Origin of the sequence: Bacillus alveayuensis (assembly GCA_030812955.1) — a bacterium.
In the GTDB taxonomy this organism is placed as follows: Bacteria; Bacillota; Bacilli; order Bacillales; family Aeribacillaceae; genus Bacillus_CB; species Bacillus_CB alveayuensis.
In genome coordinates this window covers 39,882-65,641 of sequence record JAUSTR010000009.1, presented here as the reverse complement: position 1 = coordinate 65,641, position 25,760 = coordinate 39,882, and the positions used below count along the sequence as shown (strand labels likewise).

At 37.7% G+C, this 25,760-nt stretch carries 31 protein-coding genes; 8 read left to right on the top strand and 23 right to left on the bottom strand.

All coding sequences use genetic code 11. The features are described 5' to 3' along the window. Nucleotides 1-85: 85 nt before the first annotated feature. The 13 genes from J2S06_RS10690 to J2S06_RS10630 form a co-directional block, all read right to left on the bottom strand. Complete coding sequence (locus J2S06_RS10690; protein ID WP_419152271.1) at nucleotides 86-361, bottom strand: 2Fe-2S iron-sulfur cluster-binding protein; 276 nt, start codon at nucleotides 359-361, stop codon at nucleotides 86-88. A 17-nt stretch (nucleotides 362-378) separates the two neighbouring features. Next, a complete protein-coding gene (locus J2S06_RS10685; RefSeq protein ID WP_419152270.1) occupies nucleotides 379-1,203 on the bottom strand; it encodes an alpha/beta fold hydrolase in 825 nt (274 codons plus the stop codon). A gap of 201 nt (nucleotides 1,204-1,404) precedes the next feature. Further along, complete coding sequence (locus J2S06_RS10680) at nucleotides 1,405-2,319, bottom strand: catechol 2,3-dioxygenase (protein WP_419152269.1); 915 nt, start codon at nucleotides 2,317-2,319, stop codon at nucleotides 1,405-1,407. A gap of 53 nt (nucleotides 2,320-2,372) precedes the next feature. Continuing rightward, entirely contained in the window at nucleotides 2,373-2,804 is a 432-nt protein-coding gene (locus tag J2S06_RS10675; protein WP_419152268.1) for a GlcG/HbpS family heme-binding protein, read from the bottom strand. Between the two features lie 24 nt (nucleotides 2,805-2,828). Beyond that, a complete protein-coding gene (locus J2S06_RS10670; RefSeq protein WP_419152287.1) occupies nucleotides 2,829-3,698 on the bottom strand; it encodes a hypothetical protein in 870 nt (289 codons plus the stop codon). Nucleotides 3,699-3,750: 52 nt separating this feature from the next. Next, on the bottom strand, nucleotides 3,751-4,236 hold the full coding sequence (locus J2S06_RS10665) for a flavin reductase family protein (protein WP_419152267.1): 486 nt from the start codon (nucleotides 4,234-4,236) through the stop codon (nucleotides 3,751-3,753). A 39-nt stretch (nucleotides 4,237-4,275) separates the two neighbouring features. Continuing rightward, nucleotides 4,276-5,784 carry a 4-hydroxyphenylacetate 3-hydroxylase family protein gene (locus tag J2S06_RS10660; RefSeq protein ID WP_044749506.1) on the bottom strand — a complete coding sequence of 503 codons (1,509 nt, stop codon included), beginning with the start codon at nucleotides 5,782-5,784 and terminating at the stop codon, nucleotides 4,276-4,278. Nucleotides 5,785-5,986: 202 nt separating this feature from the next. Continuing rightward, on the bottom strand, nucleotides 5,987-6,181 hold the full coding sequence (locus J2S06_RS10655) for a 4-oxalocrotonate tautomerase (RefSeq protein ID WP_044749507.1): 195 nt from the start codon (nucleotides 6,179-6,181) through the stop codon (nucleotides 5,987-5,989). 16 nt (nucleotides 6,182-6,197) lie between these two features. Further along, complete coding sequence (locus tag J2S06_RS10650) at nucleotides 6,198-6,983, bottom strand: 2-keto-4-pentenoate hydratase (protein ID WP_044749508.1); 786 nt, start codon at nucleotides 6,981-6,983, stop codon at nucleotides 6,198-6,200. A 13-nt stretch (nucleotides 6,984-6,996) separates the two neighbouring features. Further along, on the bottom strand, nucleotides 6,997-8,016 hold the full coding sequence (gene dmpG, locus J2S06_RS10645; RefSeq protein WP_044749518.1) for a 4-hydroxy-2-oxovalerate aldolase: 1,020 nt from the start codon (nucleotides 8,014-8,016) through the stop codon (nucleotides 6,997-6,999). A gap of 21 nt (nucleotides 8,017-8,037) precedes the next feature. Continuing rightward, entirely contained in the window at nucleotides 8,038-8,922 is an 885-nt protein-coding gene (locus J2S06_RS10640; RefSeq protein WP_419152266.1) for an acetaldehyde dehydrogenase (acetylating), read from the bottom strand. A 98-nt stretch (nucleotides 8,923-9,020) separates the two neighbouring features. Then, the gene (locus J2S06_RS10635; protein WP_419152286.1) at nucleotides 9,021-9,800 is read right to left on the bottom strand and encodes a 2-keto-4-pentenoate hydratase; all 780 of its coding nucleotides are present in this window, start codon (nucleotides 9,798-9,800) and stop codon (nucleotides 9,021-9,023) included. A gap of 29 nt (nucleotides 9,801-9,829) precedes the next feature. Beyond that, a complete protein-coding gene (locus tag J2S06_RS10630) occupies nucleotides 9,830-11,293 on the bottom strand; it encodes an aldehyde dehydrogenase (protein WP_419152265.1) in 1,464 nt (487 codons plus the stop codon). A gap of 213 nt (nucleotides 11,294-11,506) precedes the next feature. Between J2S06_RS10630 and J2S06_RS10625 the strand changes: the two genes are divergently transcribed. After that, nucleotides 11,507-12,280, top strand: a complete 774-nt coding sequence (locus J2S06_RS10625; protein WP_419152264.1) for an IclR family transcriptional regulator — start codon at nucleotides 11,507-11,509, stop codon at nucleotides 12,278-12,280. Between the two features lie 41 nt (nucleotides 12,281-12,321). On the opposite strand, the gene J2S06_RS10620 is transcribed toward J2S06_RS10625, so the two are convergent. Continuing rightward, nucleotides 12,322-12,582, bottom strand: coding sequence for a YfhJ family protein (locus J2S06_RS10620; protein WP_419152263.1), 261 nt, complete (start codon nucleotides 12,580-12,582; stop codon nucleotides 12,322-12,324). Nucleotides 12,583-12,699: 117 nt separating this feature from the next. On the opposite strand from J2S06_RS10620, the gene J2S06_RS10615 reads away from it, so the two are divergent. Together J2S06_RS10615 and J2S06_RS10610 are read left to right on the top strand one after the other, a co-directional pair. After that, nucleotides 12,700-12,858 (top strand): small, acid-soluble spore protein K, encoded by a 159-nt coding sequence (locus J2S06_RS10615; protein ID WP_044749513.1) that lies wholly within the window; start codon nucleotides 12,700-12,702, stop codon nucleotides 12,856-12,858. 28 nt (nucleotides 12,859-12,886) lie between these two features. Next, entirely contained in the window at nucleotides 12,887-13,048 is a 162-nt protein-coding gene (locus J2S06_RS10610; protein ID WP_083979092.1) for a YpzG family protein, read from the top strand. A 126-nt stretch (nucleotides 13,049-13,174) separates the two neighbouring features. On the opposite strand, the gene J2S06_RS10605 is transcribed toward J2S06_RS10610, so the two are convergent. Beyond that, nucleotides 13,175-13,489 (bottom strand): YfhH family protein, encoded by a 315-nt coding sequence (locus tag J2S06_RS10605; protein ID WP_044749514.1) that lies wholly within the window; start codon nucleotides 13,487-13,489, stop codon nucleotides 13,175-13,177. Between the two features lie 88 nt (nucleotides 13,490-13,577). On the opposite strand from J2S06_RS10605, the gene J2S06_RS10600 reads away from it, so the two are divergent. Further along, nucleotides 13,578-14,249 carry an SDR family NAD(P)-dependent oxidoreductase gene (locus tag J2S06_RS10600; RefSeq protein WP_419152262.1) on the top strand — a complete coding sequence of 224 codons (672 nt, stop codon included), beginning with the start codon at nucleotides 13,578-13,580 and terminating at the stop codon, nucleotides 14,247-14,249. 299 nt (nucleotides 14,250-14,548) lie between these two features. On the opposite strand, the gene recX is transcribed toward J2S06_RS10600, so the two are convergent. Next, nucleotides 14,549-15,349, bottom strand: a complete 801-nt coding sequence (recX, locus tag J2S06_RS10595; protein WP_160299045.1) for a recombination regulator RecX — start codon at nucleotides 15,347-15,349, stop codon at nucleotides 14,549-14,551. A gap of 371 nt (nucleotides 15,350-15,720) precedes the next feature. Here recX and J2S06_RS10590 point away from each other — a divergent pair, with 371 nt between their 5' ends. From J2S06_RS10590 to J2S06_RS10580, 3 genes are all read left to right on the top strand, one after another. Further along, nucleotides 15,721-16,281, top strand: a complete 561-nt coding sequence (locus J2S06_RS10590) for a GNAT family N-acetyltransferase (RefSeq protein WP_044747353.1) — start codon at nucleotides 15,721-15,723, stop codon at nucleotides 16,279-16,281. 541 nt (nucleotides 16,282-16,822) lie between these two features. Next, nucleotides 16,823-16,948 carry a YfhE family protein gene (locus J2S06_RS10585; RefSeq protein WP_083978735.1) on the top strand — a complete coding sequence of 42 codons (126 nt, stop codon included), beginning with the start codon at nucleotides 16,823-16,825 and terminating at the stop codon, nucleotides 16,946-16,948. 38 nt (nucleotides 16,949-16,986) lie between these two features. Beyond that, on the top strand, nucleotides 16,987-17,187 hold the full coding sequence (locus J2S06_RS10580; RefSeq protein ID WP_044747355.1) for a YfhD family protein: 201 nt from the start codon (nucleotides 16,987-16,989) through the stop codon (nucleotides 17,185-17,187). Nucleotides 17,188-17,253: 66 nt separating this feature from the next. On the opposite strand, the gene J2S06_RS10575 is transcribed toward J2S06_RS10580, so the two are convergent. The 5 genes from J2S06_RS10575 to J2S06_RS10555 all read right to left on the bottom strand — a co-directional run bounded on the left by J2S06_RS10575 (nucleotide 17,254) and on the right by J2S06_RS10555 (nucleotide 23,079). After that, a complete protein-coding gene (locus tag J2S06_RS10575; RefSeq protein WP_044747352.1) occupies nucleotides 17,254-18,501 on the bottom strand; it encodes a glutamate-5-semialdehyde dehydrogenase in 1,248 nt (415 codons plus the stop codon). Then, nucleotides 18,498-19,619 (bottom strand): glutamate 5-kinase, encoded by a 1,122-nt coding sequence (gene proB, locus J2S06_RS10570; RefSeq protein ID WP_152642862.1) that lies wholly within the window; start codon nucleotides 19,617-19,619, stop codon nucleotides 18,498-18,500. Before proB ends, J2S06_RS10575 begins: the two co-directional genes overlap by 4 nt. Nucleotides 19,620-20,369: 750 nt before the next feature. Further along, the gene (locus tag J2S06_RS10565; RefSeq protein WP_044747350.1) at nucleotides 20,370-21,044 is read right to left on the bottom strand and encodes a GNAT family N-acetyltransferase; all 675 of its coding nucleotides are present in this window, start codon (nucleotides 21,042-21,044) and stop codon (nucleotides 20,370-20,372) included. Nucleotides 21,045-21,079: 35 nt separating this feature from the next. After that, nucleotides 21,080-21,937 carry a carbon-nitrogen hydrolase family protein gene (locus J2S06_RS10560; protein WP_419152261.1) on the bottom strand — a complete coding sequence of 286 codons (858 nt, stop codon included), beginning with the start codon at nucleotides 21,935-21,937 and terminating at the stop codon, nucleotides 21,080-21,082. Nucleotides 21,938-22,248: 311 nt separating this feature from the next. Next, nucleotides 22,249-23,079 carry a formate/nitrite transporter family protein gene (locus J2S06_RS10555; RefSeq protein WP_419152260.1) on the bottom strand — a complete coding sequence of 277 codons (831 nt, stop codon included), beginning with the start codon at nucleotides 23,077-23,079 and terminating at the stop codon, nucleotides 22,249-22,251. Nucleotides 23,080-23,355: 276 nt separating this feature from the next. Here J2S06_RS10555 and J2S06_RS10550 point away from each other — a divergent pair, with 276 nt between their 5' ends. After that, a complete protein-coding gene (locus J2S06_RS10550; protein ID WP_044896347.1) occupies nucleotides 23,356-23,907 on the top strand; it encodes a DJ-1/PfpI family protein in 552 nt (183 codons plus the stop codon). A gap of 135 nt (nucleotides 23,908-24,042) precedes the next feature. Here J2S06_RS10550 and J2S06_RS10545 read toward each other — a convergent pair whose 3' ends face one another. Both J2S06_RS10545 and J2S06_RS10540 read right to left on the bottom strand, forming a co-directional pair. Then, complete coding sequence (locus J2S06_RS10545; RefSeq protein WP_044896348.1) at nucleotides 24,043-24,927, bottom strand: hydroxymethylglutaryl-CoA lyase; 885 nt, start codon at nucleotides 24,925-24,927, stop codon at nucleotides 24,043-24,045. Continuing rightward, nucleotides 24,928-25,599: a GntR family transcriptional regulator gene (locus J2S06_RS10540; protein WP_044896349.1), complete on the bottom strand. Its 672-nt coding sequence runs from the start codon at nucleotides 25,597-25,599 to the stop codon at nucleotides 24,928-24,930. Nucleotides 25,600-25,760: the final 161 nt, after the last annotated feature.

The following is a 25,760-nucleotide window of genomic DNA, read 5'->3' as shown; positions in this document are numbered from 1 at the left end:
TTTGAGGAGAAAATAAGCAAAATTATGGTAAATGAGTTCTTATGAAGTGATGTAAAATAATAGGGAGTTCTGTAAAAAATAATTTTCAAATTCTTACAATTTCTATTACTAAATCGCTTTTTGGATATGTTTTACATGCCAAAGAATACCCTTCTTTTCTCTCATCATCTGTTAAAGCAGTTTTCGATGCCATCCCTATCTCGTAGTTACCAGATAAAACTTTAATTTTACACAAGCCGCAGCCTCCACCGCAGCATGCATAAGGTATTCCAATAAAATGCTTTCTTGCGATAGAAAGCACATCTACTTCCATTGGGTGATAAACGGTCTGGTTATTAATAGTTAACTTAATCTTATTCAAAATCTCACCTCAACTCTCTATTTTTCATTACGAAGAAAGAAGTTTTCACATAATTGACAAAACTCATCTTTTTTCTCAATTTGAGTCCAATGGCCACAATTTGAAAAAACATGCAACTCCGAATTCGGAAGCAATTCTAATAGCTTTAGGCTCGTTTCTTTATAAGGAATCACGATATCTTCCTTGCCATGAATCAATAGCACCGGGTTTGTAATGAATTTAATTTGTTCATCTGTTAAGGCTAATTTGTCAATATGTGGTTGGCGTGGTTCTGGGAACATTTTCGAAAAAGCTTCTTGAAAGCCTGTCTCTATACTTGCTTTATAACGCAACTCAGCTAATTCGTCTGTCGCAATTTCCTTGTTATAAACAAATATCTCAAGTATTTTTTTCATATTTTCAATACTCGGTTCATATCCCCATACTTTATCTAAACCGTAAGTCAGTTGAAATGGTACACCTACAGAACCCATTAAAACCATTTTGTTAACCAAATCCGGCCTTTTATGAACGATATGCAATGCTAATGCTCCGCCGAGGGAATTTCCGATAATATGCACACGATCCTCGGAAATCTTTTCTATAAAACCGATTAAATACTGTGTCCATAATTCGACATTGTATGAAATATTTTCAGGCCTTTCCGTGTAACCGAAGCCAACAATATCTGGTGCAAATACATGAAAATTTTTGGCTAGTTCCGGGATGACTAATCTCCAGTTTGCCCAAGCGCTAACACCTGGACCTGATCCATGTATTAATAGTACAGGAGCTCCCTCACCCATTTCGTGATAATGAGTAGAAATACCATTTACGTTTACATTCTTTGAATTTAACTGCATGAAATCACCTCTAAAATCTTTTCATCTTGCCATCAAATCTTCAATTTTAATAGTGGAAGCTACGATTCTTTTATAAAACTCTTTAAAAGAAAGGAAGAAAAGAAGATACGGCAGAAATTATGATCTTCTTTCTTCCATACAATGCTAAAAGTATTTCTATAAATCTGATTCTAAAAGTAAAAAACTTGTTTCTCCGAATCATTATGTTAACGCTTTCGAGAATGTTTCTACTAATTCACGTCTATGATAAAATATACCTGCTCCAATTTGATCTTCCGTCCAAGTAATAGTAGGAAAATCAGCATATGTGATGTAACCGCTTGCAAAAGCTTCATTGCGATTACCAGATGGGTCAAAAAAGTATACAGTTTGCCCTCTCGTAATGCCATGACGCGTCGGAGTTACTTCAATTTGAATTTTGTTTTTCGATAAAATATCCGCTGCCTTTAAAACTTCGTACCAATTATCAACATGGAAGCCGGCATGGTGGAATTTTTTATCTGGTCCTTTCACAAAAGCTAGATCGTGAGCGGTATTCGTAACTGAAAGAAAGCTGCCAATCATTTGCTCACCATCAACTGTGACAATTTTTTCACTTTGTCTAAAGCCAAGAACTTCTGTGAAAAAGCGAGTAACTGTTTCAATGTCTTCACCAGTTAATAGTGCATGATCAAGACGGTGTGGGGCGATGCCGCGTAAATTGTCAGGCCATGGATCTGGATTTATGACTCCAACTTTTGTTCCTACTTGTTTAATATCACAGTACAATTCAACAACATGCCCAGTAGGGATTTCAAAGCGAATGGCTTCTCCTTCAGCAATACGAGAACCGTGAGGAACACGCGAGACGCTGCATCCAAATTGCTCAACTTTGTACTCAAGCTCTTCTAATTTATATATATTCTCCACTTTAAATCCCATATGCTCCATGCCAGGAGAATCAGCTTTCTTTAAAATAATGCTATGGTGATCGTATTCATCCCACGCTTTAAAATAAATTCGTTCTTCATCTCTAGCCATTTCCTCTAATCCAATGACATTTTTGTAATAGTCTGCTGACTTTTCCAAATCCATTACTCTAATCTCAATTCGTCCAATTCTCATAATTCCACTCATAACCTTTTACCCCTTTCCATTTATTTTAATCAATTTCACGAAAATTCTTAACGTTATTTCTGCAAAACATGATTTAATACTTTTAAAGCAGCTTCACAGCATAAGCGGTCCTCTTCTTCAGAACCTCCACTAACACCAATTCCACCGATCACTTGGCCATCTAATTTAATCGGATAACCACCTCCGAACACAACAAGTCTTGATGTATGGACGATACCTGTTTTTAATGCAGGGCTTTTATCAATAAGTGGATACCATTCGTGTGTTGGAATTCCAAAGGCAATTGCTGTATACGCTTTATTTTGGGAAATGTCAATACTTAAAATAGGTGCATCATCCATTCGAGAAAAGGCAACTAAGTGACCTCCGTTATCGACAATGGCTATATTGACAGCAATGTTTAATTCCTCTGCTTTTTCTTTTGCTTTCATGATCATTTTTTCAGCAAGCTCATTAGATATTACTTTTTTATGAAGAACGGACATTTTCTCACCACACTTCATCACGTTTTACATTACATTTAAATGTTTTACATTCGAGCTCATATATAGTCCATTTATTCGTCGCAGCCATTTTAAGCGAATTTCTTTGTTTGGAGCTATTTTCATAGCACATTCCTTCTCAATACTAATGATGGCCTTTTTATTTTCTTCAACTGGGACGTAGCAGACACCATTGTATGGATCGTGATCCATAATGGCTTTAATGCTATAAAAACCGGGCTTTGGCAACATATAAAACGGCTTCATATTAATAGCAGCATTTATATAAGATTTGGTTAGCTTGGAAGTGATCGAATAAATTTGCCCGACCGTTTCATATGGTTCACCTAAATAGTCTTGTATTTCACTAACTTCCCCGGAAGAAAGCTTTTCTCTTATTAAGGTTGAGCTAACTTTTTGATCGACTTTGCTAAATTTTGATACAATCGTCACATCAAAATGGCCTTTCCCATCTTCTTTCATCCTTTGCATGTTTCCTTTGCCGCGATATCCATACGTAAAATCAAAGCCGGCAACAACATGTTGAATATTTAAGCCCACAATATACTCTTTAATAAACTGCTGCGGCGAAAGGGAGGCAAAGTTTAAATCAAACCGGATTACATAAAGAATATCAACACCTATTTTTGCAAATTTCTCCTTTTTGGAGGATAATGGTTCAAGATAGTGAACTTTTTGTTTTCCCCTTGACAATACTTCCTGTGGATGAGGGAAAAACGTGAGAACTGCAAGGTTCATCCCTTTTTCTTTTGCAATTTGTTTAGCTGTTTGAATGACCTTTTGATGTCCAAGATGAACGCCATCAAAAAAACCTAATGCCGCCACTAATGGCTTATTTTGAAACGATCTGAGTCCCTCGTCATGAGTAATCGTCACAGTTTTCAATTTTGTTTTCCCCTTTATGAATGAAAATGCCTTCTATCAAACATTAAACACTTTGAATTTCAGACGGCTCCTCCTTCATCTCACAATACTTTCCGCCAAAAAACATGAGCGGGCTGCCATCGTTCATTTGAATATGTGTAACTTTACCAATAAATAATGTATGGTCTCCAGCTTCAACTTCTTTGTCAACATGACATGTAATATTGACGAGAGCACCATCAATAATCGGTAAATCTTGAATACGGCCAAAATCAACCTCAAATTCTTCCTTTAGTTGCCCAGCAAAGAGCATTGATAGCTTTTCTTGCTCCTTTGTCAAAATGTTAACAGCATACTTCTTCGATTTTTTTAAACGTTCATGCATTTTTGCTTTTTTTCCGACTGAAATAAGGACTAGCTTTGGATCGAGTGATACAGACATGAAAGCGTTAGCTGTCATCCCAAATGCTTCACCATCCACTTCAGTCGTAATGACCGTCACACCTGTTGCAAACTTTCCCATTGCCGTTCGAAAAAGTCGATCATCCATTAATATCACTCCCTCAATCTTTTGAAACTTAAGTCATGATCATTGTTTAACGACTTCCCGCTCTGGATTTACCCAGTTCTCTACCGTCCAACCTTCAAGATCGTATTCGCTTAATGCTTGGTCAACATAGCTTGTAAATTTCGTGCTGTCACCGATCGCATCTGCAACCTTTACGATTTCAGAACGAACGTTTTCCGTGTTGCCTCCATAGTTAATTTCATAAAGCTCGTGCCGGCTGCCAAATTCACTTCCAATTGCATCCCAAATCATTTTGTACAATTTGACGCGTTCTTTAGCACTAACGCCAGATCCACGATAATATTTCTCGATATAAGGTCGAAGCTCTGGATTTAAAAAGTCTTCTGCACTTGAAGGCAACTGAATAAGTCCTCCTGCAAGAACTTGTTCAAAAATATTTTTCACTTTTGGCCAAACGAATGGAGCAAGAGCACGATAAGCAACTCCGTATCTCAAGTTTGGCATTACCGTTTTATTCCAGCCTTCTACAGGGTCTGTTGCCATCGCTGTGGACAATGCCCAGAACGTATTGCGCCATGCCAGAACTTCACCAATATTGACTTGAACACCTCTAAACTTATTCGTTCCTGCCTGTTCAGTCGCTTTGAGCAATAAGCCTGCCATAAAATCAAGCTTCACTGCAAAGCGGATACATCCATGGAAGGTAAAGCGGTTAATAAAACCTGTTTCGACAAAAAACTTATTCGTAATATCAACGTTTTGATAGGCTAAAACATTCTCCCAAGGAACAAATACGTTATCAAGAACAATTACGGCATCATTTTCATCAAAACGGCTTGATAAAGGATAATTAAACGGTGATTTAGCTCTTGCCGCTTGAAGCTCAAACGATTGGCGGCTAATCATTTTAACACCTGGTGCATTCATTGGTACAAAGAATATTAGGGCATGGCTTTGATCACCGTCTCCTAAATCGGTTGGTCCGTAGTTGGAAACAAAATTGTAATGTGTAAGCGCTGCAGATGTTCCGACCATTTTGGCACCGCTTACAATTATGCCATCATCTCTTTCTTTAATGGCACGAACAAACACATCTTTATTTTCATGCAGTGATTTTGAACGATCTACTTGTGGATTCACAATGGTATGATTAATAAATGGAAGCTCTTTTCCCGCTTTTAAATACCAGTTTTTAGCATTTTCTTCAAATCCTTCGTAGTAGTTGGCATATGCCTTTAATTGTCCGATAAAAGAAGCTTTATAATCAGGAGTTCTTCCCATAAAACCGTATGTTAGTCTTGCCCATTCAGCAATGGCATCCCTAGCTTCTAATAAATCTTTCGAGCTCTTTGCTTCTACAAAAAATTTATGAGTTGTATAACCTTCCTCAGCTTGCTTTGTTAAAATAGATTTTTTGTTCGGATCATGTAGAGCGTCGTATAATCTAGCAATAGAGCGAACAGAATTTCGATAGGCAGGATGTGTCGTTACGTCTTCGATTTTTTCGCCATTTAAGTAAACAACTCGATCATCTCGCAGACTTTCAATATACTCTTTTCCATTCATCATTTTTGAAAAACCCCCAATGTTTTAAGATTAACTAGTTCATTATTATCGTAACGAACATCATCCTATTAAACTACGACACGAAATGTCTGAAAAATATTTATTTTCTAAATATTACTGTCAGTTTTTTAAATCTTTTCAACAAGGGGCATGAGAAAAGAAACATGCCGAGAACAAGCGGAAGTTCCCAGCATGTTGTTTTCCTCTACTTTCTTGGCATGTCTGAAACTGGAGTTCCCGCGATTCCCCAATGTGTTTTCGGCACTTCTGTTACGACGACACGTATGTTTTCTTTTGGTGCATCAAGTGTCTCACTCACAACCTTTGTGACATTTTTAATTACTTCCTTTACCTTTTCTTCCGGTCTTCCTTCAATGAGTGTAATGGATATGAATGGCAATAAAATCCCTCCCTGATTATTCCTTCACAAAAAATGATACTTCTCCTATGCCATCAAACTTCGCTGAAACAAAATCCCCTGTAGAAAGCATAACAGCACCTGTAATGCCTCCTGTTAAAATAATTTCTCCAGCCTGTAATTTTTCTCCCTTCCGAGCAAGCATATTGGCCAGCATGGCAACTGAATTAGCCGGATGGCCAAGGACACTAGCCCCCGCCCCTAAATCTTTTATTTCCCCATTTATGGACAATGTTACACCGACTAAATCCAAATCAAGCTGTTCTGGGCTCAGCAAGCGGCTCCCAAAAACTACTCGAGATGATGACGCATTATCAGCGATGACGTCTTGGAGAGTAAATTGAAAATTTTTGTAGCGGCTATCAATAATTTCAAGTGCTGGCACAACGTATTGTGTCGCTTGAAGTACTTGAACCCCGGAAATGCCTGGTCCTTCAAGATCTTTTCCTAATATGAAAGCAATTTCCGCCTCCACCTTTGGATGAATGTGCTCACTCATCGAAACTGAACCGTTTTCAGGAATAACCATATAGTCAAAAATGTAGCCATAAATAGGCTCTTCAACTTTCATTTGCTCCATTTTCGCACGGCTTGTTAATCCCATTTTCGGTCCGATGATGCGATGGCCTTGCTTCAGCTTTATGTCTACGAGTTGTTCCTGTATTTTATAAGCATCTTCAACAGTCATGTCCGGAAAATCGTTCGTAATTTTTAGAACTTCCCTTCTCTCATTTTCAGCCTGAAGTAAAAATTCAGCTGTTTCTTTATATTGAACGGCTTCCATTTTGGTCACTCCTTTAGTTATTCACAGTCGCAGCTTTTTTCACAAGCTCTTTTGCTACATCAACAATCATATCCTCTTGACCCCCTACAACCTTCCGCTTGCCCAATTCAATTAAAATATCGCGGGAATCAATTCCGAATTTTTTGGCAGCCTTTTGTGAATGAAGCAAAAAGCTGGAATATACGCCTGCGTAGCCTAAAATCAGGCTGTCTCTAGTAATTTCTTGCGGAGCCGGAAGAATTGGCGCGACGATTTCTTCTGCTAAATCCATTATTTTATATAAATCAATGCCCGTTTGAATGCCTAATCTGTCTAAAACGGCTACTAAAACTTCCGTTTGCGTATTCCCGGCACCAGCTCCCATACAGCGCACGCTTCCATCAATTCTTGTAGCGCCTTCCTCAATGGCAACTAGAGTGTTTGCCATGGCAAGCGACAAATTGTTATGACCGTGAAAACCGACTTCTATTTGTAAAGCATTTTTTAAAGCAGAAATTCTCTCCCTTACTTCATGAGGCAAAAGGGCACCAGCTGAATCGACCACATACACGACATCGGCTCCATAGCTTTCCATTAATTTCGCTTGTTCAACAAGCTTTTCAACTGGGGCGCTATGAGCCATCATTAAAAAACCGACCGTTTCCATACCAAGTTTTTTCGCTAAACCGATGTGCTGTGCGGATACATCTGCTTCAGTAACATGTGTTGCAATTCTTGCCATTTTTGCTCCGAGATTGGCAGCTTCCTTCAAATCATTCATTGTTCCAATACCTGGAAGAAGGAGAACAGATATTTTGGCCTGATTGCAAACAGATATAGCTGCTTCAATTAATTCCAATTCATTAGTATGAGAAAATCCATATTGTAAAGATGATCCGGCCAAACCGTCACCGTGTGAAATTTCAATATAAGGTACTCCCGCTTCATCTAACGCTTTCGCTACTTGAACAACTTGATCTACTGTAAATTGATGACTGACAACATGACTGCCGTCACGTAAAGCCACTTCCGTAATGAAGACATCACGCTTCATCGTCATATGAAACTCCTCCCTTTAAACCAATTGTTTGGCCAATTCATGTTTGGCAAATTCCTCTGCTACTTTAACTGCTGATGCTGTCATAATATCTAAATTACCTGAATATTTAGGTAAATAATCCCCTGCTCCTTCAACCTCTAATAAAACTGTCACTTTGTTGTCTTCAATAATCGGCTCGGTGCGCATACGATATCCAGGAACATATGATTGTACGGTTGAAACCATTTCTTCAATCGATTTAACAATGTCATTCTCATTCATTTTTTCTCGATCAACAAGAGCATTTACTGTATTTCTCATTAAGATTGGGGGTTCCGCCGGATTTAAGATGATAATCGCTTTTCCTTTTTTGGCCCCGCCAATTACTTCAATCCCACGGGCTGTTGTCTGTGTAAATTCATCTATATTCGCCCTCGTTCCAGGACCTGCACTTTTACTTGAAATCGTTGCAACAATTTCCGCATATTCCACAGAACTCACTCGATTAATCGCATGGACAATTGGAATCGTCGCCTGCCCACCGCATGTAATAAGATTGACATTTCCTTCCTCAATATGCTCCTTTAAATTGACAGGGGGCACAACAAAGGCTCCTACTGCTGCAGGTGTTAAATCGAGTACTTTTTTCCCCGCTTCCTTCAACAGCTTTGCATGGCGAATATGAGCTTTAGCTGAAGTAGCATCAAAAACAATATCCGCAAGCTCTGGTCTTTTTAAAAACTCCTTAATTCCTGTATCGATCACTTCATACCCTTTCTGTTTTGCACGACGTAATCCATCAGATTGCGGATCGATCCCAATCATTGTTGTTAATTGTAGAACTTCTGAACGTTCTAATTTCATCATTAAATCCGTGCCAATGTTTCCCGAGCCAATAATGGCTGCTTTCATTTTTGACATAACCGTTCACTCCTCTCCCTTATTCGCTTGAACGAAGGAAAAATCTTACCTATTTATGAATGAATATGATGAATTTTCAGTTTCTTTCTCATGCCTTTTTACTTTGAAAAGCTAACGCTCACTTCTCCTAAATGAGCGAATCGTGCATGAAAGCTATCTCCAGGCTGAGCATCGATGGCAACAGAAAGAGCGCCAGATAAAATTACTTCTCCTGCTTTTAAAGAAATATCAAATTCAGAAAGCTTATTGGCAAGCCATGCTACGCAGAATGCTGGATTTCCTAAAGCTGCAGCACCCACTCCTGTATTCTTCATTTCACCATTTTTATATAAAACCATTCCGACTTGAGCTAAATCGAGCTTATGAACAGGAAGCGGCTTCCCTCCTAAAACGTAAAGGCCTGAGGAAGCATTATCAGCAATCGTATCTTGCAATTTTATGTTCCAATTTTCAACTCTACTATCTACAATTTCTAATGCTGGAACAACATATTCTGTAGCTAGTAAAACATCCATTACCGTTACTTTTGGCCCGATTAAATCTTTTTTTAAAACAAAGGCGATCTCTGCCTCTACTTTCGGCTGCAAAACACGATCCCACGATATTTTTCCACCATTTTCCACAACCATTCCGTCTAGAAGGTGGCCGTAGTCAGGCTGATCAACCCCTAATAATTGCTGCATCGCTAAAGAAGTTAACCCTATTTTCTTACCAACGATTTTTTGACCTTCATCTGTTTTTCTTTTTATCGTTTCTAATTGAATTTGATAGGCTTCCTCAACCGTAATTTCGGGGTCAAGCTCAATAAGAGGCAATACACCTTTTCTATCTTTTTCGGCTTCAGCAAGGTGATCAGAAAAACGTTTAATTTTTTCAATGGCAATACTTTTCAATGACATTCCCACCTTTATAACTTAATGCAAATATTCGATAATTCGCTGTAAAATTCAAAGCTGTGCATACCGCCCTCACGTCCGATTCCACTTTGTTTCATGCCGCCAAACGGCGTGCGTAAATCACGTAAAAACCAAGTATTAACCCAAATGATTCCAGCTTCAATTTGAGCAGCTACTCGGTGAGCACGTCGTAAATTATTCGTCCAAATCGTTGCGCTCAACCCATAATGTGTATCATTTGCTTGCATGATGACTTCTTCTTCACTATCGAATGGAATTACCGTGACAACTGGACCGAAAATTTCCTCCTGCACAACCTGACAGCTGCGATCTAGACCAACAATAATAGTTGGTTCAAGATAATAACCTTTCTTTAACCCTTCTGGACGTTTGCCCCCTGTTAAAAATTGACCACCTTCTTCTTTGGCTAAATCAAGGTATCCGTTAACACGCTCATAATGCTCTTTACTAATAAGGGCCCCGATTTTTGTTTGCGGATCAAACGGATCTCCTATTTTTAATTCTTTTGTTTTAGCAACAAATTTTTCAAGAAACTGGTCGTAAATTGGACGTTCGACATAAATGCGCGAACCACACAAACATACTTCTCCTTGGTTAATAAAGCTTGACTTAATTGTCGTTTCAATCACTTCATCTAGATCCGAGTCAGCAAAAATAATATTTGGGTTCTTTCCACCAAGTTCATACGAGAGTTTTTTCAATGTTTTCGCTGCAGATGCCATAATTACTTTTCCTGTTGTCGTTTCTCCGGTAAACGAAATGGCATCAACATCAGGGTGTTCTGTTAAGGCTGCTCCCGCAGAGTTTGGTCCAAATCCGTGAACAATATTCACAACTCCGTCAGGAACGCCAGCATCGCGGCAAATTTCACCGAGAACCGTTGCAGTTAGAGGAGTAAGTTCAGCTGGCTTGATGACAGCCGTATTTCCAGCCGCTAAGCAAGGAGCTAATTTCCACGTTAAAAGCAATAAAGGTAAATTCCATGGATTAATTAAGCCGACAACGCCAACTGGTCGGCGGATTGAATAATTGATGGCATCATCATCCATTTGATAAGCTTCTGTTCCTATTCCTCTTAAATAATCAGCGAAAAAGTGAAAATTATAGGCAGCACGTGGAATATCAACAGAACTTGCAAGCCAATAAGGCTTTCCGGTGTCCAAAGATTCTAATCTCGCCAATTCATCTTTCCTTTCTAAAATGATATCACCGATGCGGCGCAGGATGGCAATCCTTTCATTTTGCTTTATCTTTTTCCAAGGCCCATTAAGTGCTTTTCTAGCCGCTTTAACAGCGCGATCAATTTCTTCCTTTCCCCCCTCACATACAGTTCCTAACAGCTCTTCTGTAGCTGGATTCAAATTTTCAAATGTTTTTCCGCTTTTAGAAGCAACATATTCCCCATTAATAAAATGCTTGCAATCAAAGGTTTTAACTTTTGTTTCCATTTTCATGATTGAAATCCCCCTTTTCAAAATCAGAATATTTTAACTTTTGTAATTCTTATCGTAAGCTATATATTTTTCATATACAAGACTTTAGTTCCTATATATGCAACAATTTAAAATTTTTTTATTTTTAGTCTTTATTTTAACGATCATTCCCTTTAGACTAATGGATAAATAAAATAATATCCCGATATAAACAACTAAGGAGTCGGAAAGGAAATGACATCAAATAACAGATATATGCTTTCTTCGGTTAAAAATGCGCTTCGTCTTTTACGGAGCTTTACCCTTGAGGAGCCGGAAAAAAAAGTAACAGATTTAGCCGAATCGTTAGGACTTGGAAAAAGTACGGTAAGTCGTTTGCTCTCAACTCTTGAAAGCGAAGGTTTTGTCATTAAGGACGAGGAGACAAGAAAGTATCGATTAGGGTTATCGATTTTACATTTAAATACAGTCTTAACCTCCCATTTAGAAATTACAAGAGAGTCTCAACCGGTGTTGGAACAGCTTGTAAACGAAGTGGAGGAGACTGCCCATGTCGCTCAATTAGAGGATATGGAAGTGATTTATGTAAACAGAGTAGAATGTAGTCATCCTGTTCGAATTTTGTCCCACATTGGGAGAAGAAATCCTCTCCATTGCACTAGTTCTGGAAAGGTTTTGCTTGCTTTTCAGGGTGAACATAAAGTTGAGCAATATATTGATCAAAAGGGACTTCAGCCATACACATTAAAAACAATTACAGACCCAGAAAAACTAAAAATGGAGCTTGAAACCATTAAAAAGCAAGGATATGCCATTAGTATTGAGGAAAGAATGGAAGGAGTTACATCCATTGCTGCACCGATTAAGGATTACACTGGTAAAGTCAAATATGCCCTGACTGTGATTGGGCCTGTTCATCGAATGAATCCTTATCATCCACAAATGATCCATAAAGTTATAAACGCAGCAAAAGAAATATCGGAAAGGTTAGGATACTGGAGAAATTAAGTAAGGCAAAAAAAATCAAATAAAGACCATGAAGAACCTCACTATTCTTCACGGTCTTTAAAAAATTTTGCATATTTTGGATTTTTCGCAACAAATTCATGAAGATTCTCTCCGTAGTTCTGGATCCACTGCCTTACTATTTGTTCAGTTACTTCCTTGCCGCGATATTTACGGCCTGCCTTTGCATAGGTGGTTTCAAAGTCTTCCCATAAAAGTTCAACCCATGTCCTCGCTTTTTCATATGATAAATGTTGATTTTTTTCAAGTAATTCTTTTGCCAATTTGTCAAAATATTGTTCCATGTTCTCTCACCTTTTATAGAAAGTTTCCTTTTATAACTATTCATAATCATTTTCTCAGAAAGTCATAATAAATAATGCGCTAAAAAAAGCGCGAGCTAAAAAACGGAGGGTGACAAGATGCGCAATAAAGCAAAAGGATTTCCACAGCATGAGAAATTTGACGGAGAACCTCGCGCCAAAGCAGAATATGCGTCTCGTCGCGCAAACGGAACAATTAACACCCACCCTCAAGAGCGAATGAGGGCTTCTGGAAAACGAGAAAAGCCTTATACGTAATTCGCGAAAAATGAGAGGAAGTGCCACAATGGGAACGAATGAAAAGAAAAAGTATTATGACCAGCTTTATTCTAATCCGTTTCTTGGGCCAAGAGCAAATCCAAAAAGAGCGCATCATCAAGTTAACGGCGAAACGCAGCAATCACAAGATTTAATTATTCTTGAAAATCAAACACGAAAGCGCTCTTAAAAATGTAACGGATCGTACTGCCTTCAAATATTCAGTATGATCCGTTTTTCAACACTCAAACGAAAAGCACGTTCTGATCAAGAAACAATAATTACCAACATTTCTTTTATATCTTAAAAGCGAGTCTTATTTGACTAATAAAGAAATCGGTAAAGCTTCTTCCTTTAATGGCGTGGAAAGACGATGACCCCAAGCAAAAACACCGTTTAAATATTCAATTTTGAACTTTTCACCAGGGTCCCCATCAATTTCATATATTTCTCCAGGCTTATAATCATTTGGGTCTAGCAAATATGCTTTAGCCATTGCTATTTTCCGCTCTAAAACCGCATATTCATTAACAATTCCTATTTGTTCAGCTTTTCGTGCTTTTTCTTTCAACTTCGCAATTTCTGTTTTCAATTCAAATTCCGTCATTTCACTATACCGTTTTTGCTGCATGTTTCACGACTCCCTTGCCTTCATCTATTTCTAAAATAAGTATAAAATAGAACATGGTCCTTGGCAAAAATGATTAGGAGGAGATATTTTGTCTGCAATTTTTATTACTGGAGCTGGAACAGGATTAGGACAGGCGTTAGCGCTCGAATATGCAAAAGAATATGAAACCGTTGTTTTAGCCGGAAGAACTGAAAGCAAACTTCAACAAACAGCGCACCTTTTACAGAAACAAGAAAAAAAGACATATGTTTATCCTTTAGACATTAAAGATTGGCATGCAGTACATCAAGCTGCGGATAGGCTCTGCGGAAAATTTTCAGTTGAAGCAATTATTAATAATGCAGGATACGGAGCGTTTGGTTCACTTGAAACATTAAAGGAAGAGGATATTCATCAAATGATTGATACAAATGTAAAAGGGACCATTTTTGTGACACAAGCCTTTTTACCTTATTTCAAAAAACAACAAAAAGGAACAATTTTAAACATTGTTTCAACTGCAGGCTTAAGAGGAAAGGTAAATGAAAGTGTTTATGTCGCTTCAAAATTTGCGGTTAGAGGCTTCACCGAAAGCTTAATAGAAGAGTTAGAAGGGACAAATATTCACGTAAAAGCCGCATATATGGGGGGAATGGATACACCATTTTGGGATGGAAATAATCATATAAAAGATAAAAGCCGGCTTCGCTCTCCAAAAGTGGTCGCTGAACAAATTAAAAGACTAGATGATGGCCGAAATAAAATCATCATTGAGTCATAAATCTTTCCGCTTCTATCCTTAAATAGCTGAAAAACATCATAATCTAAAAATGACCATTTATCTTAAGGCTCTTTTCTAAAAGATTGTTGCTTGACAAACCTTAGCTTTTCAACTGTCCAGGCAAGCGACACGCTTGCTACACACTATAGTGTGACGTGAACCGAACAAAAGGTGATGGTCGGACAAATGTAATTTGTCCGACCACGTGCTTTGTTCGGTTCGACAGTCGAAAAGCAACAAAGTTTACGAAAACAGCCTATCTTAAACACCCTTATTGAGTAGGAGCATTGAACGAGCACCTACTCAATTTCTTGCAAATATTGATCAATTAATTCAACTGAAAACCCTTTACGATACAAAAATTGCTTTAATTTTTGCTTTAACATGTTGCGATCATAACTAGCATAGCGCCGTGTTGCTTTTTCTGCTTGCTTACTTAATGCTTCCCACTCTTCTTCACTCGATTGCTGAACAGGCATCATCTCCTTCACGATCTCGATAATATCGAATGAAAATCCTTTTCGCAGCAAATCAGCTTCCATTTTTCGTTTAAGCTCGGCTGAAGACAATTGATTCGTTTTACGGTTATATTTTTCGGCTAGTTTATAGGCTAAATCTATTTGCTTTTCCTTTGTGAACTGACTTAAAGCTGCATCAATGGATGAATGGTTAATTCCTTTTTCTTCTAACTCTTTTTGAATTAGCTGTGGTCCTTTTTTATTCGTATGTATTTGGGTTCGCACATACGCGTTTGCATATTCTTGGTCATTAATATAGTTTTTTTCAGTTAATAATTGCAAAACCTCCTGAATCAAATGTTCACTTACATTTTTTTTCATTAAAAAATCGTGAACTTCTTTTTTTGAGCGCATTTTTAAACCTAAGTATTCAATTGCTTTATGATAAGCTTTTCTCGCCTTATCACCGTATTGTATTTCGATCACATCAAAATCATCTAATTCTAATCCTTTTCGCAAACCAAATTGAATCAGTATATCTTCATGAACACTAAAACCATATTCTTCCCCTTGACCTTTATCTACGTAAACATGAAACCGATTTTTATTTTGTTTTTGTACTTCAATTTTCGTAATCAACATCATAAAACACCTCACAAAAAAATAGTAACATAGGATGCGATGATTTACATTTTCAAAACGATTAAATGAAAATGACATTGCTGAAGGGCAGGATGACTTAAATGAAATTATAGTGATAAATGCAAATTTTTTTAATATAAAATTAACAAAAATCCTATTTCATTTTTAAATTAAATCTAGTATGATACAAAAAGAAATGACGACAACTTAATGACTGAAGAAAAGGGAAGGCAAATGGTGCGCCACCAGCTTTTGCTGGTTCTAGTGGGTTCGATTCCCACCCCGAAATTTTTAATGCATTATATAAAAATTTCGAGGGTGGGTCCCACTTGAAGATCATGGGGAATCTACCCTCAATTGGAGGGATGAAAATGTTAAAAAAACGTGATCTCCATGACTGCCAGGTGTTATACGAGCTTATGGTGCATCCGGAAGTCTTCCCTTTCGTGCGCCATAAAGCAGCTTCTGTGGAAGAATATTTATTTATGACGAAACAAACCATTGAAGCTGAAGAACGCGGCGAATTAATATCCCGGACCATATTAGATGAGTGGGGCTCTCCAATTGGGACGATCAGCTTATATGATATCCAAGAAAAAGCAGGTTTTTTAGGAACCTGGATCGGCAAACCATACCATGGAAAAGGTTATAATAAACGGGCAAAAGATGCTTTTTTCCAAGAGCTATTTTACGAGCTTGGGATTGAAACCATTTTTATGAAAATTCGAAAGACGAATATTCGCTCAACGAAAGCAGCACAAAAATTGCCTTATGTCGTTTTCGTAAATGAAACGAGAAAACATATCCTCTCTCAAATCAATAAAAGTGAAGACATTTATAACCTTTTTGAAATCACAAAGGATGTTTATACTTTATATACATTGCGAAAGCAAGCTGAAATGGTTGAGGAAGGCCATTTAAAAGAAGCTTAAAATCAATCGATCAAGCAAGTCTGATTAGTTTGTAGACAAAGTCTATATGAAATGAATTGTCAAACTGAATGAAAACTCATGTCTCGAGGCACGAACCTGATGAGGAGCCGGAGTTACCAAGTACGGTAATGAAGCGCGATGCGGGCGAAGTAAAAAAGAATGCAAGCGTTTGAGGGCAGTCTGCATGACCCTTTTTTTTGAAAGGGTCATTTTTTTGTATAAAAATAAATCTTTTGACGAAAATAGTAAATGTTCAAATACACAACTGTTGATTATCCATTATTTTACTTAAAAATACAGAATCGTATGGCTGAACACAAGCTTTTCTGCCACATCCCTCGAACAAGAACGCCAGCGGGCAAATTCATTTGCCCGAAAAGCGTTCATTGTTCGAGAAGGGCATGCGTATAGCATGCCCAGTCGGCAAGCGATTCGCTTGCCGACTCTGGCAGAAAAGCTAGAAATAAAGCCATCTCAACTGGTTATTATTGGTTAATCAACTCGCCTGGTTCAAATATTTAAGAGAAAAGAGGCAATGTAGATGGCAGACAAAAAAAAGAAACAAGACAGGAACAAGAGCAACTTAACAAGTGCGCAAGAAGTTACCTATTCCCGAGAGTTTAAAATGGCAGACCGCGCTGGTGGATACATAGAGAATCGAAAATGAATGGATTGACAAACATGGAACAAGGAGGAAATAAAAAAATGGGAAGAACACGTGGTCATAAAAAACGCGACAAAAATAAAAGTTCATTACCACAAGTTCCAAAAGAGGTAAAGTATGAAACGGATGGGGTTTATGAAGAATATTCCGAAGAATTAGCTGATCAAGCAGACCGAGAAGCACAAGCACGTGCAAATGCAGCCAATCAAAGACAAACACGAAAGCCATTCAAAAAAGGGTAAAGGTGTTGGGGCTGGCATTTCGCCAGGCCCCTTCTATTATCTTCTATTATCTTCTATTATCTTCTATTATTGACGTATTTGCCCATTTCCTCGAATAACATATTTCGTAGAAGTTAAAGCTGGAAGCCCCATTGGCCCGCGGGCATGAAGCTTTTGCGTGCTAATGCCAATTTCAGCTCCAAAACCGAATTCAAAACCATCTGTAAACCGAGTAGAAGCATTATGATAAAGAGCCGCAGAATCTACGAGTTGGAAAAACGTCTCTACATGCTCCTTTGTTTCTGAAATAATGGCTTCCGAATGGTGTGAACCATATTGATTAATATGGGCAATAGCTTCTTCAACATCTTCTACTAATTTTACTGCTAAAATATAATCTAAATACTCTGTTTTCCAATCTTCTTCTGTCGCTAATGTTAAGTTTGGAAACTGTCGATAAATTTCTTCATCAACACGTAATTCAACATGAAGCTTTTGTAAAGATTCAATGAAATCACGTAAATGATTGTTTGCCCAGTTTTTATGAATTAAAACTGTTTCGATTGCATTACATACAGAAGGTCTCTGTGTTTTAGCATTGATGACAATATCAATGGCCATTTCTTTTTTCGCTGTTTCATCTATAAAGACGTGGCAATTCCCAGCACCAGTCTCCAATACTGGAACAGTTGCATTTTCGACAACGGTTTGAATTAGCTTTTGGCCACCTCTTGGAATTAACACATCTAAATATTCGTTTAACTTAAACATTTTCGCTGCCGTTTCACGGCTTGTATCTTCAAGCAGCTGAACAGCTTCAAGAGGAAAGCCAACTTTATTAAGCGCACGATGAATAACATTTACAATGGCCTTGTTTGAATGAAGAGCTGAGGTGCTCCCACGCAAAAGCACCGCATTTCCTGTTTTTAAACAAAGAGCGGAAGCATCCACCGTTACATTCGGTCTTGCCTCATAAATCATCCCAACTACTCCTAGGGGGACACGAACTTTTTCAATAAAAAGACCGTTAGGACGCTCGATTGTCTCAACTGCTTCCCCTACTGGATCCTTTAATTCAGCTAAATCTAATAGAGCATCTGCCATTGCATCAATTCTTTCTTCATTGAGCATTAAGCGGTCCAGCAATGAATCATGATAGCCCTTTTCATGTCCATACTGCAAATCCTTTTCATTTTCTTTCATAATATAAGCAGATTCCTCCCGCAATTGAGCGGAAATAGCTTTTAAAGCTTCATTTTTTTCTTTTGTCGTTTTCGCTACTAATTTCGAAGCCGCTTCCTTTGCTTTTTTTGCTTTCATTAAAAGTTCACTCATAAGATCAACTCCTTATTCTTAAATACTAATTTATCGCGATGAATGACTTCTGGATGGGTTTGATTGGCTTTCTCCATCGCTTCTTTACTTGATAACCCTTTAATCTTGGCAAGCTGCTCAGATGAATAGTTCACTTCACCTTTGCCAATTAATTCTTTTTGAGAATTAACAATTTGTACGACATCCCCGCTTGAAAACATCCCATTTACTGCCTTAATACCTGCAGGCAACAGCGATTTTCCTTGATGTAAAATCGCCTTTTCTGCTCCCTCATCGACTTCAATTTCCCCTTTTACAGCAGAATGTAAGGCAATCCATTGTTTAGGATTTTTCACGGTTGACAAAGATGGCCCAATATATGTTCCATCTCCATTTCCATTGATAATTTCCTCCAATTTTTTCTTTCCGGAGCCTTTTCCTATAAAGATATTAACACCAAGGGATAGAGCGGTTTGTGCAGCCATTAGCTTCGACTTCATACCACCAGTTCCAACTTTCGAACCGGAATCACTGCTCATCTTATGAATTAACTCGTTAGAAATAGAAGGAAGATAATCTAGGCGCTTTGCATTCGGATTATCTTTCGGATTCTCCTCATAAATGCCATTAATATCCGTTAAAATAATAAGTGTTTCAGCATGAACTAACCCGCTTACTAGCGCTGAAAGCATATCATTATCACCGAAGGTTAGTTCCTCAATCGAAACCGAATCGTTTTCGTTAATAATCGGTAAAACAGAACGTTTAAGAAGCTCTTGTAGTGTCACGTGGGCATTTTGATATTGCTCTTTTTTCTGAAAATCCCCTCTCGTTAGTAATAATTGGGCACAAATGATTCCATGCCTAGCGAATACCTCTGTATATGCTTGTATTAAAAGCCCTTGACCAACAGCAGCTGCTGCCTGTTTACCTCTAATGGTCATAGGTCTTGTTGGATAACCTAAAAGCTTATATCCAGCTGACACAGCACCTGATGATATTAACACGACTTCATAGCCGAGCTTCTTTAAGTGTGCAATCGCCTCAACATGATCTGTCAGCTTTTCTATAGAAAGACCACCATTAGGATCCGTTAACGAGCTGCTGCCGATTTTTATGACAACTCTTTTCCCCATGATCAGCACCTCACTATCGTTGTCGTCTGCCATACCGATTGTTTTTTCAATTTATTCCAAATAAAAAAGACTCACATCGCCTAGTAAAAGGACGAATATGAGTCAATATCCGCGGTACCACCTTTATTAGTCTCATCTTGACGATGAAACTCCCTCAACTCCTGTATCGTAGGATACGGTTAGGTTATTAGCCTAACAGCTCAAGGGGTAGGTTCAATAGCCAATCAGCGGTGGAACCTTCCAGCCTATGAGTTCCACTCTCTTTCGCCTAAGACATATTTACTGGCCCCTATCAACGCCACAACGAATCTTCATTTTTTAAAAATTATGTGATAACTGTTTAGGATTGTCAAGATACTTTTCATGATTTTATTTACATAAATTTTTCATAAAAAACTTCTTTCCTATATCATGATATGATTCACATTGAATCATCCATGTGAAAACATTTATCCACATTATTGTGGATAATGTTAATAAATTCCCTAACTATTGTTGTTTTCTTATTCAATTATCCCCAACTTACTCACAAAATTTGTGTGTAAATATTCGGTTAATTGTGAATATTGTGGATAAAAATGTTTATAACACCTGTTCTCCTTTTTTTCTTGTGGATAAAATTAAACGATTTTTTAGAAACGCTTTACGGTCTTTTTGTTGATGATTTTGCCTTAATATGACACAAATGAAAAAGTCGATTTTTCCTGCTTAAAGGAAGAATCGACTTTTTGTTGTTTTTCGTCATTTTTCTTATTACGGTTTAGCTGTATAAAAAGGATTTTTCCATTCCATAAGTACTGCGTAGTTACAAGATTCTTCGTCTTCTAAATAGTTCGCCACCACTTTAACAGGGGTACGTCCGCAGCGGAGCAGGAAGGTAATGACAGGATCTTTTATTTCACCATTTAAGACCGCTTCAAGATATTGTTCCGCTGTCATCTCATGAGCTTTTTTATGGTAGCCAGGCATTCTTCCTCCGCCTAACAGACGTTCCAATCCCAATTGAATAACGACTTCATACATGGATAACATCAGCCATTTTCCAAGACCTAATTTACGATACGCTGGTCGAACGCCGATATCAACGACATAGAGCGTATTGCCATTTGGATTATGGTTACGAATATATCCATTATCGGTGATTTCTTCCCATGAATGTTCTGGATGATTCGGATCAAAGTCAACAATTAATCCTGTCATCGACCCAGCAATTTCCCCATTTATTTCAATACATAAGGCTCCCTCTGGAAATAGCGTGATATGGTTTTTCAGCTGTTCCGTATTCCACCATAATTCAGACGGAAATGGCGGAGGAAAGCTTTCCTGTTGAATACGAATTAAACCATCAAAATCCTTTTCTTCATAATTTCGGATCACCGCTGGCACAGGACGCTCTTGGTTAAAGACGTAAAACTGCTTGCGATACATTGTTCCTCCTCCTTGAAAAAAGGTTAAATCTCCCTTTATTTCCAATCCGGATACAGGTCTGTACGGCGATCGCGCCATGTCGTAACCGATCCTTTTTCACGAACTTTGTATAACAGCTCTAAATCAAGATCAGCTGTCACAATCATATCATGATTGATTTCCCCTTCTACTAATATGCCACGAGGAGGGAATGGAATATCGTTTGGTGTAATCACTGCCGCTTGACCAAAGTTTGCTCGCATAAAGTCAACGGTCGGAAGGGAGCCCACCGTCCCAGTTGTAACGACATAAACTTCGTTTTCGATGGCTCTTGCATGACTTGTGTAACGAACACGATAAAATCCATGACGGTCATCTGTGCAAGAAGGACAGAAAATGACGTCAGCACCTTTCGCTTTTGCCATGCGAACGATTTCAGGAAATTCAATGTCATAGCAGGTTAACATCGCAATGGTACCTTTTTCCGTCTCAAACACCTCTAGACCATCCCCAGGTGACATGTTCCACTCTTTCACTTCTGTAGGGGTAATATGGAGTTTTGCCTGTTCGGCTACCCTTCCGTCTGGATAGAACAAATGAGCGACATTATATAAGCGATCACCTTTGCGGATGACATGAGTTCCACCAATAATATGCATATTTGTTTTCTTAGCTAAATCTATAAATAATGAACGGTATTGGTCAGTAAAATCTGGAAGATCTTGAATCGTTAAAGGCTGTCCTTTCTCATTGCCAATGGACATGAGCTGTGTAGTAAAAAACTCTGGGAATAAAACGAAATCTACATCAAACTCTTGAGCTGTTTTAATGTAATGCTCCACTTGTTGAGCAAATTCTTCGAATGATTGAATCGTATGGAGATGATATTGAACGGCTGAAACTCTTAGTTTCATAAGCCCCTCCTCCTTTTGTCATCATTATAGAAAAATTCATCCTATCATAAGGGATGATATCGATATTATGAAACAGATCGTGCATTTTAACAAGTACATACTTTCATGTAACATAGTTTAAAAAATATACTAAAGGAAAGGAATTAAAAGTTGCCAATAAAGCAAATAATTGAACGTAATCTAGAAAGCACAAGATGGATTTGAATAAATAGTTCCCACGCATGGAGTAAGAAAAGCGCAAGCGCCCCGCTTAGCGACGTATGAACTGGACCGCAGGCATTTAATAACGAAGTGTTGGGAAAAAGCACCATTCATTTATTTAAAGCTTTTTTCTTTTGAAATACATATCCTAAAAGCCACTTCGTTGAAAAACGATCTTCTTTTTCAGATGACAAATAAGTATAAATTGCTCCCATAAACAAAGCTCCACCGACAATATTGCCAAGTGTTACTGGAAAAATGTTGTGTATAACTCCAGCTAAATCAATTGTCGCTGGATGCGGAATTGCTAATGCAAGTGAAAAAAGGACAAAATTGGCAATAGAGTGTTCATATCCAGAAGCAAAAAAGATAAAAACAATTAAAATCATTGAAAATATTTTCGCCATATCCTCTTTCATTTGCATCGGAATATAAATCGCTAAGCAAACGAGCCAGTTACAAAGAATTCCTTTAAAAAAGAGTTGCATCGTTGTGGCATGTAGTTTCTTCTCCGCGACTACAAACAATAAATGATCTTTTGAAACATCATCAAAAATACCAGATTGGGAAATAAGAAACGCAAAAAAGATAGCGCCTAATATATTACCGCTATAACATGTAATCCAGTTTTGCACCAAATCTTTCACAGTTGTTTGCTGTTGTAAAGTACTAATCGTAAAATACATCGTATTTCCAGTAAATAGTTCAGCACCACCATACATAATTAATACTAACGCAATTCCAAAAAAAATACCGCTCACTAAATAAGTTGCAGGAGAATTTGCTACACGAAAATACTCGCCGATACGGAAACAAAGAACAAGGGCAAAGCCGATGTATACACCTGCCATCGCTGCACGAATGATATATTGGATAAGGGATTGTTCTAGAATCGTACGTTTTTTTAAAGCTAACTCTTTACACTTTTGAACTGCTTCCATCTCTTATCACTTCTCTTTCATAACATGTTTGTGAATATTTTCACATTCTTTTCGTAACATAAAATAATACTTTCTCTGTCATTTTTCAACACATTTCTACAATTGTTAAAATAAAATTCAAATTTATAATGGTGTAAACGAATACAAAATTTTATTTTTGTCCAAAAGTTACGTATGTACTGTTTGAGTTCATTATGTAATATAAGCATATTTCTTTCATTAATGATCCATATTGAATTATTATAGGAATGAAAAATCTTTAAGGAGGTTATCAATATGAGTAAAAAAGTGTTAATTGTGACAGGAGATGCAGTAGAAGCGTTAGAGGTTTACTATCCTTATTACCGTTTATTAGAGGAAGGTTTTGACGTTACAATCGCAGCACCAAAGAAAAAGAAACTACATACAGTTGTTCATGATTTCGCTGATTGGGACACTTATGTAGAAAAACCAGGATATCTCCTTGATGCACATGCATCATTTGCAGATGTGGATCCATCAGAGTATGATGCTTTAGTTATTCCTGGAGGACGTGCACCAGAATATATTCGCCTTGATGAAAACTTGCCAAAAATTGTCCGTCATTTCTTTGAAGAAAATAAACCAGTAGCAGCGATTTGCCACGCTTCACTCGTGTTAGAAACGATTCCAGATGTTGTGAAAGGCCGCAGCTTGACAGCTTACATTGCCTGCAAACCAGGTGTAGAAGCCATCGGCGCAAACTATGTATCAGAAACAACTCATGTTGATAACAACCTTGTATCTGCCCATGCTTGGCCAGATTTACCAGCATTCATGCGTGAATTTATTAAATTATTAAACAAATAAAAGGTTTTGAAGGCGTTCTCCTATTGGGAGACGCCTTTCAGTTTATAGACAAAGTCGAAAAGCAACAAAGTTTACGAAAACAGCATTTTAAAAAGATTATCATCGGATTTTTAAACTTCTAACAAATACAGTTATTTATACGACCCCTGCTTTCATAACCATCCCATCTAACGGACGTTCCATTTGGAGCTCCATCCATTTCGCAATTTCTATTAGTTGCTGCAAATTAGTATTGGTTTTTACTTCCATAGCATGAAACATATGAACCATATCTTCTGTACAAACATTTCCAACAGCTTTTGGGGCAAATGGGCAGCCACCTAATCCAGCTATAGATGAATCAAACCTCCTTACACCAGCTTGATACCCTGCTAAAACATTTGCAAGTCCTAATCCACGTGTGTTATGAAAATGTAGACCTAATGATATGTCATTTCCAAAAGCTTTTTTAAATTCGACAACCATCTCTTCCACTTGACGAGGATTGGCCATTCCAGTTGTATCAGCTAATGTAATTTCAGAGCAGCCATCATGTAAGAACTTTTCAGCGATGTTGAGAACTCTAGACACCGGAACACTTCCCTCGTAAGGACAGCCAAATGCGGTACCGATCACTCCGGAAACACCTTTATTTGCCGCTACACCATCTTGAATCACTTGGCATAACTCTTTAACAGCCTTGTCTACCGTTCTATTTGCATTTCGCAAATTAAAAGTATCACTGCTTGTTATCACAACATGCAAAAAATTTACATCCGTTTTCAACGCACGTTCCAACCCAGATCTACTAAGAACTAATCCTCCGTATCGAACATTGTCACGTTTTGGAACCCGCTTCATTACTTCTTCTGCGTCTGCCATTTGTGGTACTAGCTTTGGATTAACAAAAGAAACAGCTTCGATGTTTCTTATGCCTGCATCAATGAGACGTTGAATCAATTGAACTTTAATGTCAGTTGACAATATTTTTTCTTCATTTTGCAGCCCATCTCGAGGTCCTACTTCGCAAATTTCAACCATTCATTTTCCCTCCCACTTTAATAAATTTCGATTTTGATCTTTATCTAGATGTTTTAAAACTTGGTCTCGCCCTTCATAAATATGTTCATGCATCGCAATACGGGCTCGATCCGGTTCTTGATCTTGAATAGCTTTTAATATGATTTTATGGAAGTCTAAAGACCGTTGTAATTCGGATTCACTGTACCAATAAAATGACCGAAAAACTAAAGGAATGACTACAACCTTTGAGAGATGAAAGTGAAGGTGTTCATTTCGACAAGCTGCAAAGATTGATTCGTGAAAGCGATTATTTGCTTCTACCAAAAGTTTTACATTTTCATTAGTCGCTTCATTACATTGATAGACTGCTTTTTCGTATAGATCGTTAGCCTCTTCTAATGCTGCTATATTCTCATCTGTTCGATATAGTGCTGCTTTTCCAGCAGCGTAGCTTTCCAGCAAAGTCCTTATATCATAAATTTTTTTAATATCTTCTTTCGTAAAGTGACGAACTTTAACTCCCCTTTTTAAAGGAACAACTAATCCTTCTGCTTCTAGCTGTTTAATCGCTTCACGAATAGGAGTTCGGCTTAAATTTAATTCTTTCGCAAGTGATTCTTCTGTTAAACGCATTCCTGGTGGATATTTCAAGTGGATAATAGCCTCTTTTATAAAATTGTATGCATCCATATCAACACCTCAATTCAATTGTATACAAAACTAGACAAAATTTTCAACAATTTATCAAAATTTTAAAAATATATTGACTATTTGTATACAAAGTGATATTTTTGTATACAAATAAAAATTCTGAATATTTAAATTTATCAGTTTAAATAAAGGAGGGGGAT

Bases quoted from the DNA above. Each gene is read 5' to 3' on its own strand.
- J2S06_RS10625 (WP_419152264.1), top strand. From the start codon at position 11,507: ATGACATCAAATAACAGATATATGCTTTCTTCGGTTAAAAATGCGCTT.
- J2S06_RS10540 (WP_044896349.1), bottom strand. From the start codon at position 25,599: ATGGATGCATACAATTTTATAAAAGAGGCTATTATCCACTTGAAATAT.
- J2S06_RS10545 (WP_044896348.1), bottom strand. From the start codon at position 24,927: ATGGTTGAAATTTGCGAAGTAGGACCTCGAGATGGGCTGCAAAATGAA.
- J2S06_RS10565 (WP_044747350.1), bottom strand. From the start codon at position 21,044: ATGTATCGCAAGCAGTTTTACGTCTTTAACCAAGAGCGTCCTGTGCCA.
- J2S06_RS10585 (WP_083978735.1), top strand. From the start codon at position 16,823: ATGGCAGACAAAAAAAAGAAACAAGACAGGAACAAGAGCAACTTAACA.
- J2S06_RS10650 (WP_044749508.1), bottom strand. From the start codon at position 6,983: ATGGAAGCCGTTCAATATAAAGAAACAGCTGAATTTTTACTTCAGGCT.
- J2S06_RS10615 (WP_044749513.1), top strand. From the start codon at position 12,700: ATGCGCAATAAAGCAAAAGGATTTCCACAGCATGAGAAATTTGACGGA.
- J2S06_RS10620 (WP_419152263.1), bottom strand. From the start codon at position 12,582: ATGGAACAATATTTTGACAAATTGGCAAAAGAATTACTTGAAAAAAAT.
- J2S06_RS10675 (WP_419152268.1), bottom strand. From the start codon at position 2,804: ATGTCCGTTCTTCATAAAAAAGTAATATCTAATGAGCTTGCTGAAAAA.
- J2S06_RS10665 (WP_419152267.1), bottom strand. From the start codon at position 4,236: ATGGATGATCGACTTTTTCGAACGGCAATGGGAAAGTTTGCAACAGGT.
- J2S06_RS10590 (WP_044747353.1), top strand. From the start codon at position 15,721: ATGTTAAAAAAACGTGATCTCCATGACTGCCAGGTGTTATACGAGCTT.
- J2S06_RS10575 (WP_044747352.1), bottom strand. From the start codon at position 18,501: ATGAGTGAACTTTTAATGAAAGCAAAAAAAGCAAAGGAAGCGGCTTCG.
- J2S06_RS10605 (WP_044749514.1), bottom strand. From the start codon at position 13,489: ATGCAGCAAAAACGGTATAGTGAAATGACGGAATTTGAATTGAAAACA.
- J2S06_RS10550 (WP_044896347.1), top strand. From the start codon at position 23,356: ATGAGTAAAAAAGTGTTAATTGTGACAGGAGATGCAGTAGAAGCGTTA.
- J2S06_RS10560 (WP_419152261.1), bottom strand. From the start codon at position 21,937: ATGAAACTAAGAGTTTCAGCCGTTCAATATCATCTCCATACGATTCAA.
- J2S06_RS10680 (WP_419152269.1), bottom strand. From the start codon at position 2,319: ATGAGTGGAATTATGAGAATTGGACGAATTGAGATTAGAGTAATGGAT.
- J2S06_RS10610 (WP_083979092.1), top strand. From the start codon at position 12,887: ATGGGAACGAATGAAAAGAAAAAGTATTATGACCAGCTTTATTCTAAT.
- recX (WP_160299045.1), bottom strand. From the start codon at position 15,349: ATGTTGATTACGAAAATTGAAGTACAAAAACAAAATAAAAATCGGTTT.
- J2S06_RS10685 (WP_419152270.1), bottom strand. From the start codon at position 1,203: ATGCAGTTAAATTCAAAGAATGTAAACGTAAATGGTATTTCTACTCAT.
- J2S06_RS10555 (WP_419152260.1), bottom strand. From the start codon at position 23,079: ATGGAAGCAGTTCAAAAGTGTAAAGAGTTAGCTTTAAAAAAACGTACG.
- J2S06_RS10640 (WP_419152266.1), bottom strand. From the start codon at position 8,922: ATGTCAAAAATGAAAGCAGCCATTATTGGCTCGGGAAACATTGGCACG.
- J2S06_RS10660 (WP_044749506.1), bottom strand. From the start codon at position 5,784: ATGATGAATGGAAAAGAGTATATTGAAAGTCTGCGAGATGATCGAGTT.
- dmpG (WP_044749518.1), bottom strand. From the start codon at position 8,016: ATGAAGCGTGATGTCTTCATTACGGAAGTGGCTTTACGTGACGGCAGT.
- J2S06_RS10580 (WP_044747355.1), top strand. From the start codon at position 16,987: ATGGGAAGAACACGTGGTCATAAAAAACGCGACAAAAATAAAAGTTCA.
- J2S06_RS10630 (WP_419152265.1), bottom strand. From the start codon at position 11,293: ATGAAAATGGAAACAAAAGTTAAAACCTTTGATTGCAAGCATTTTATT.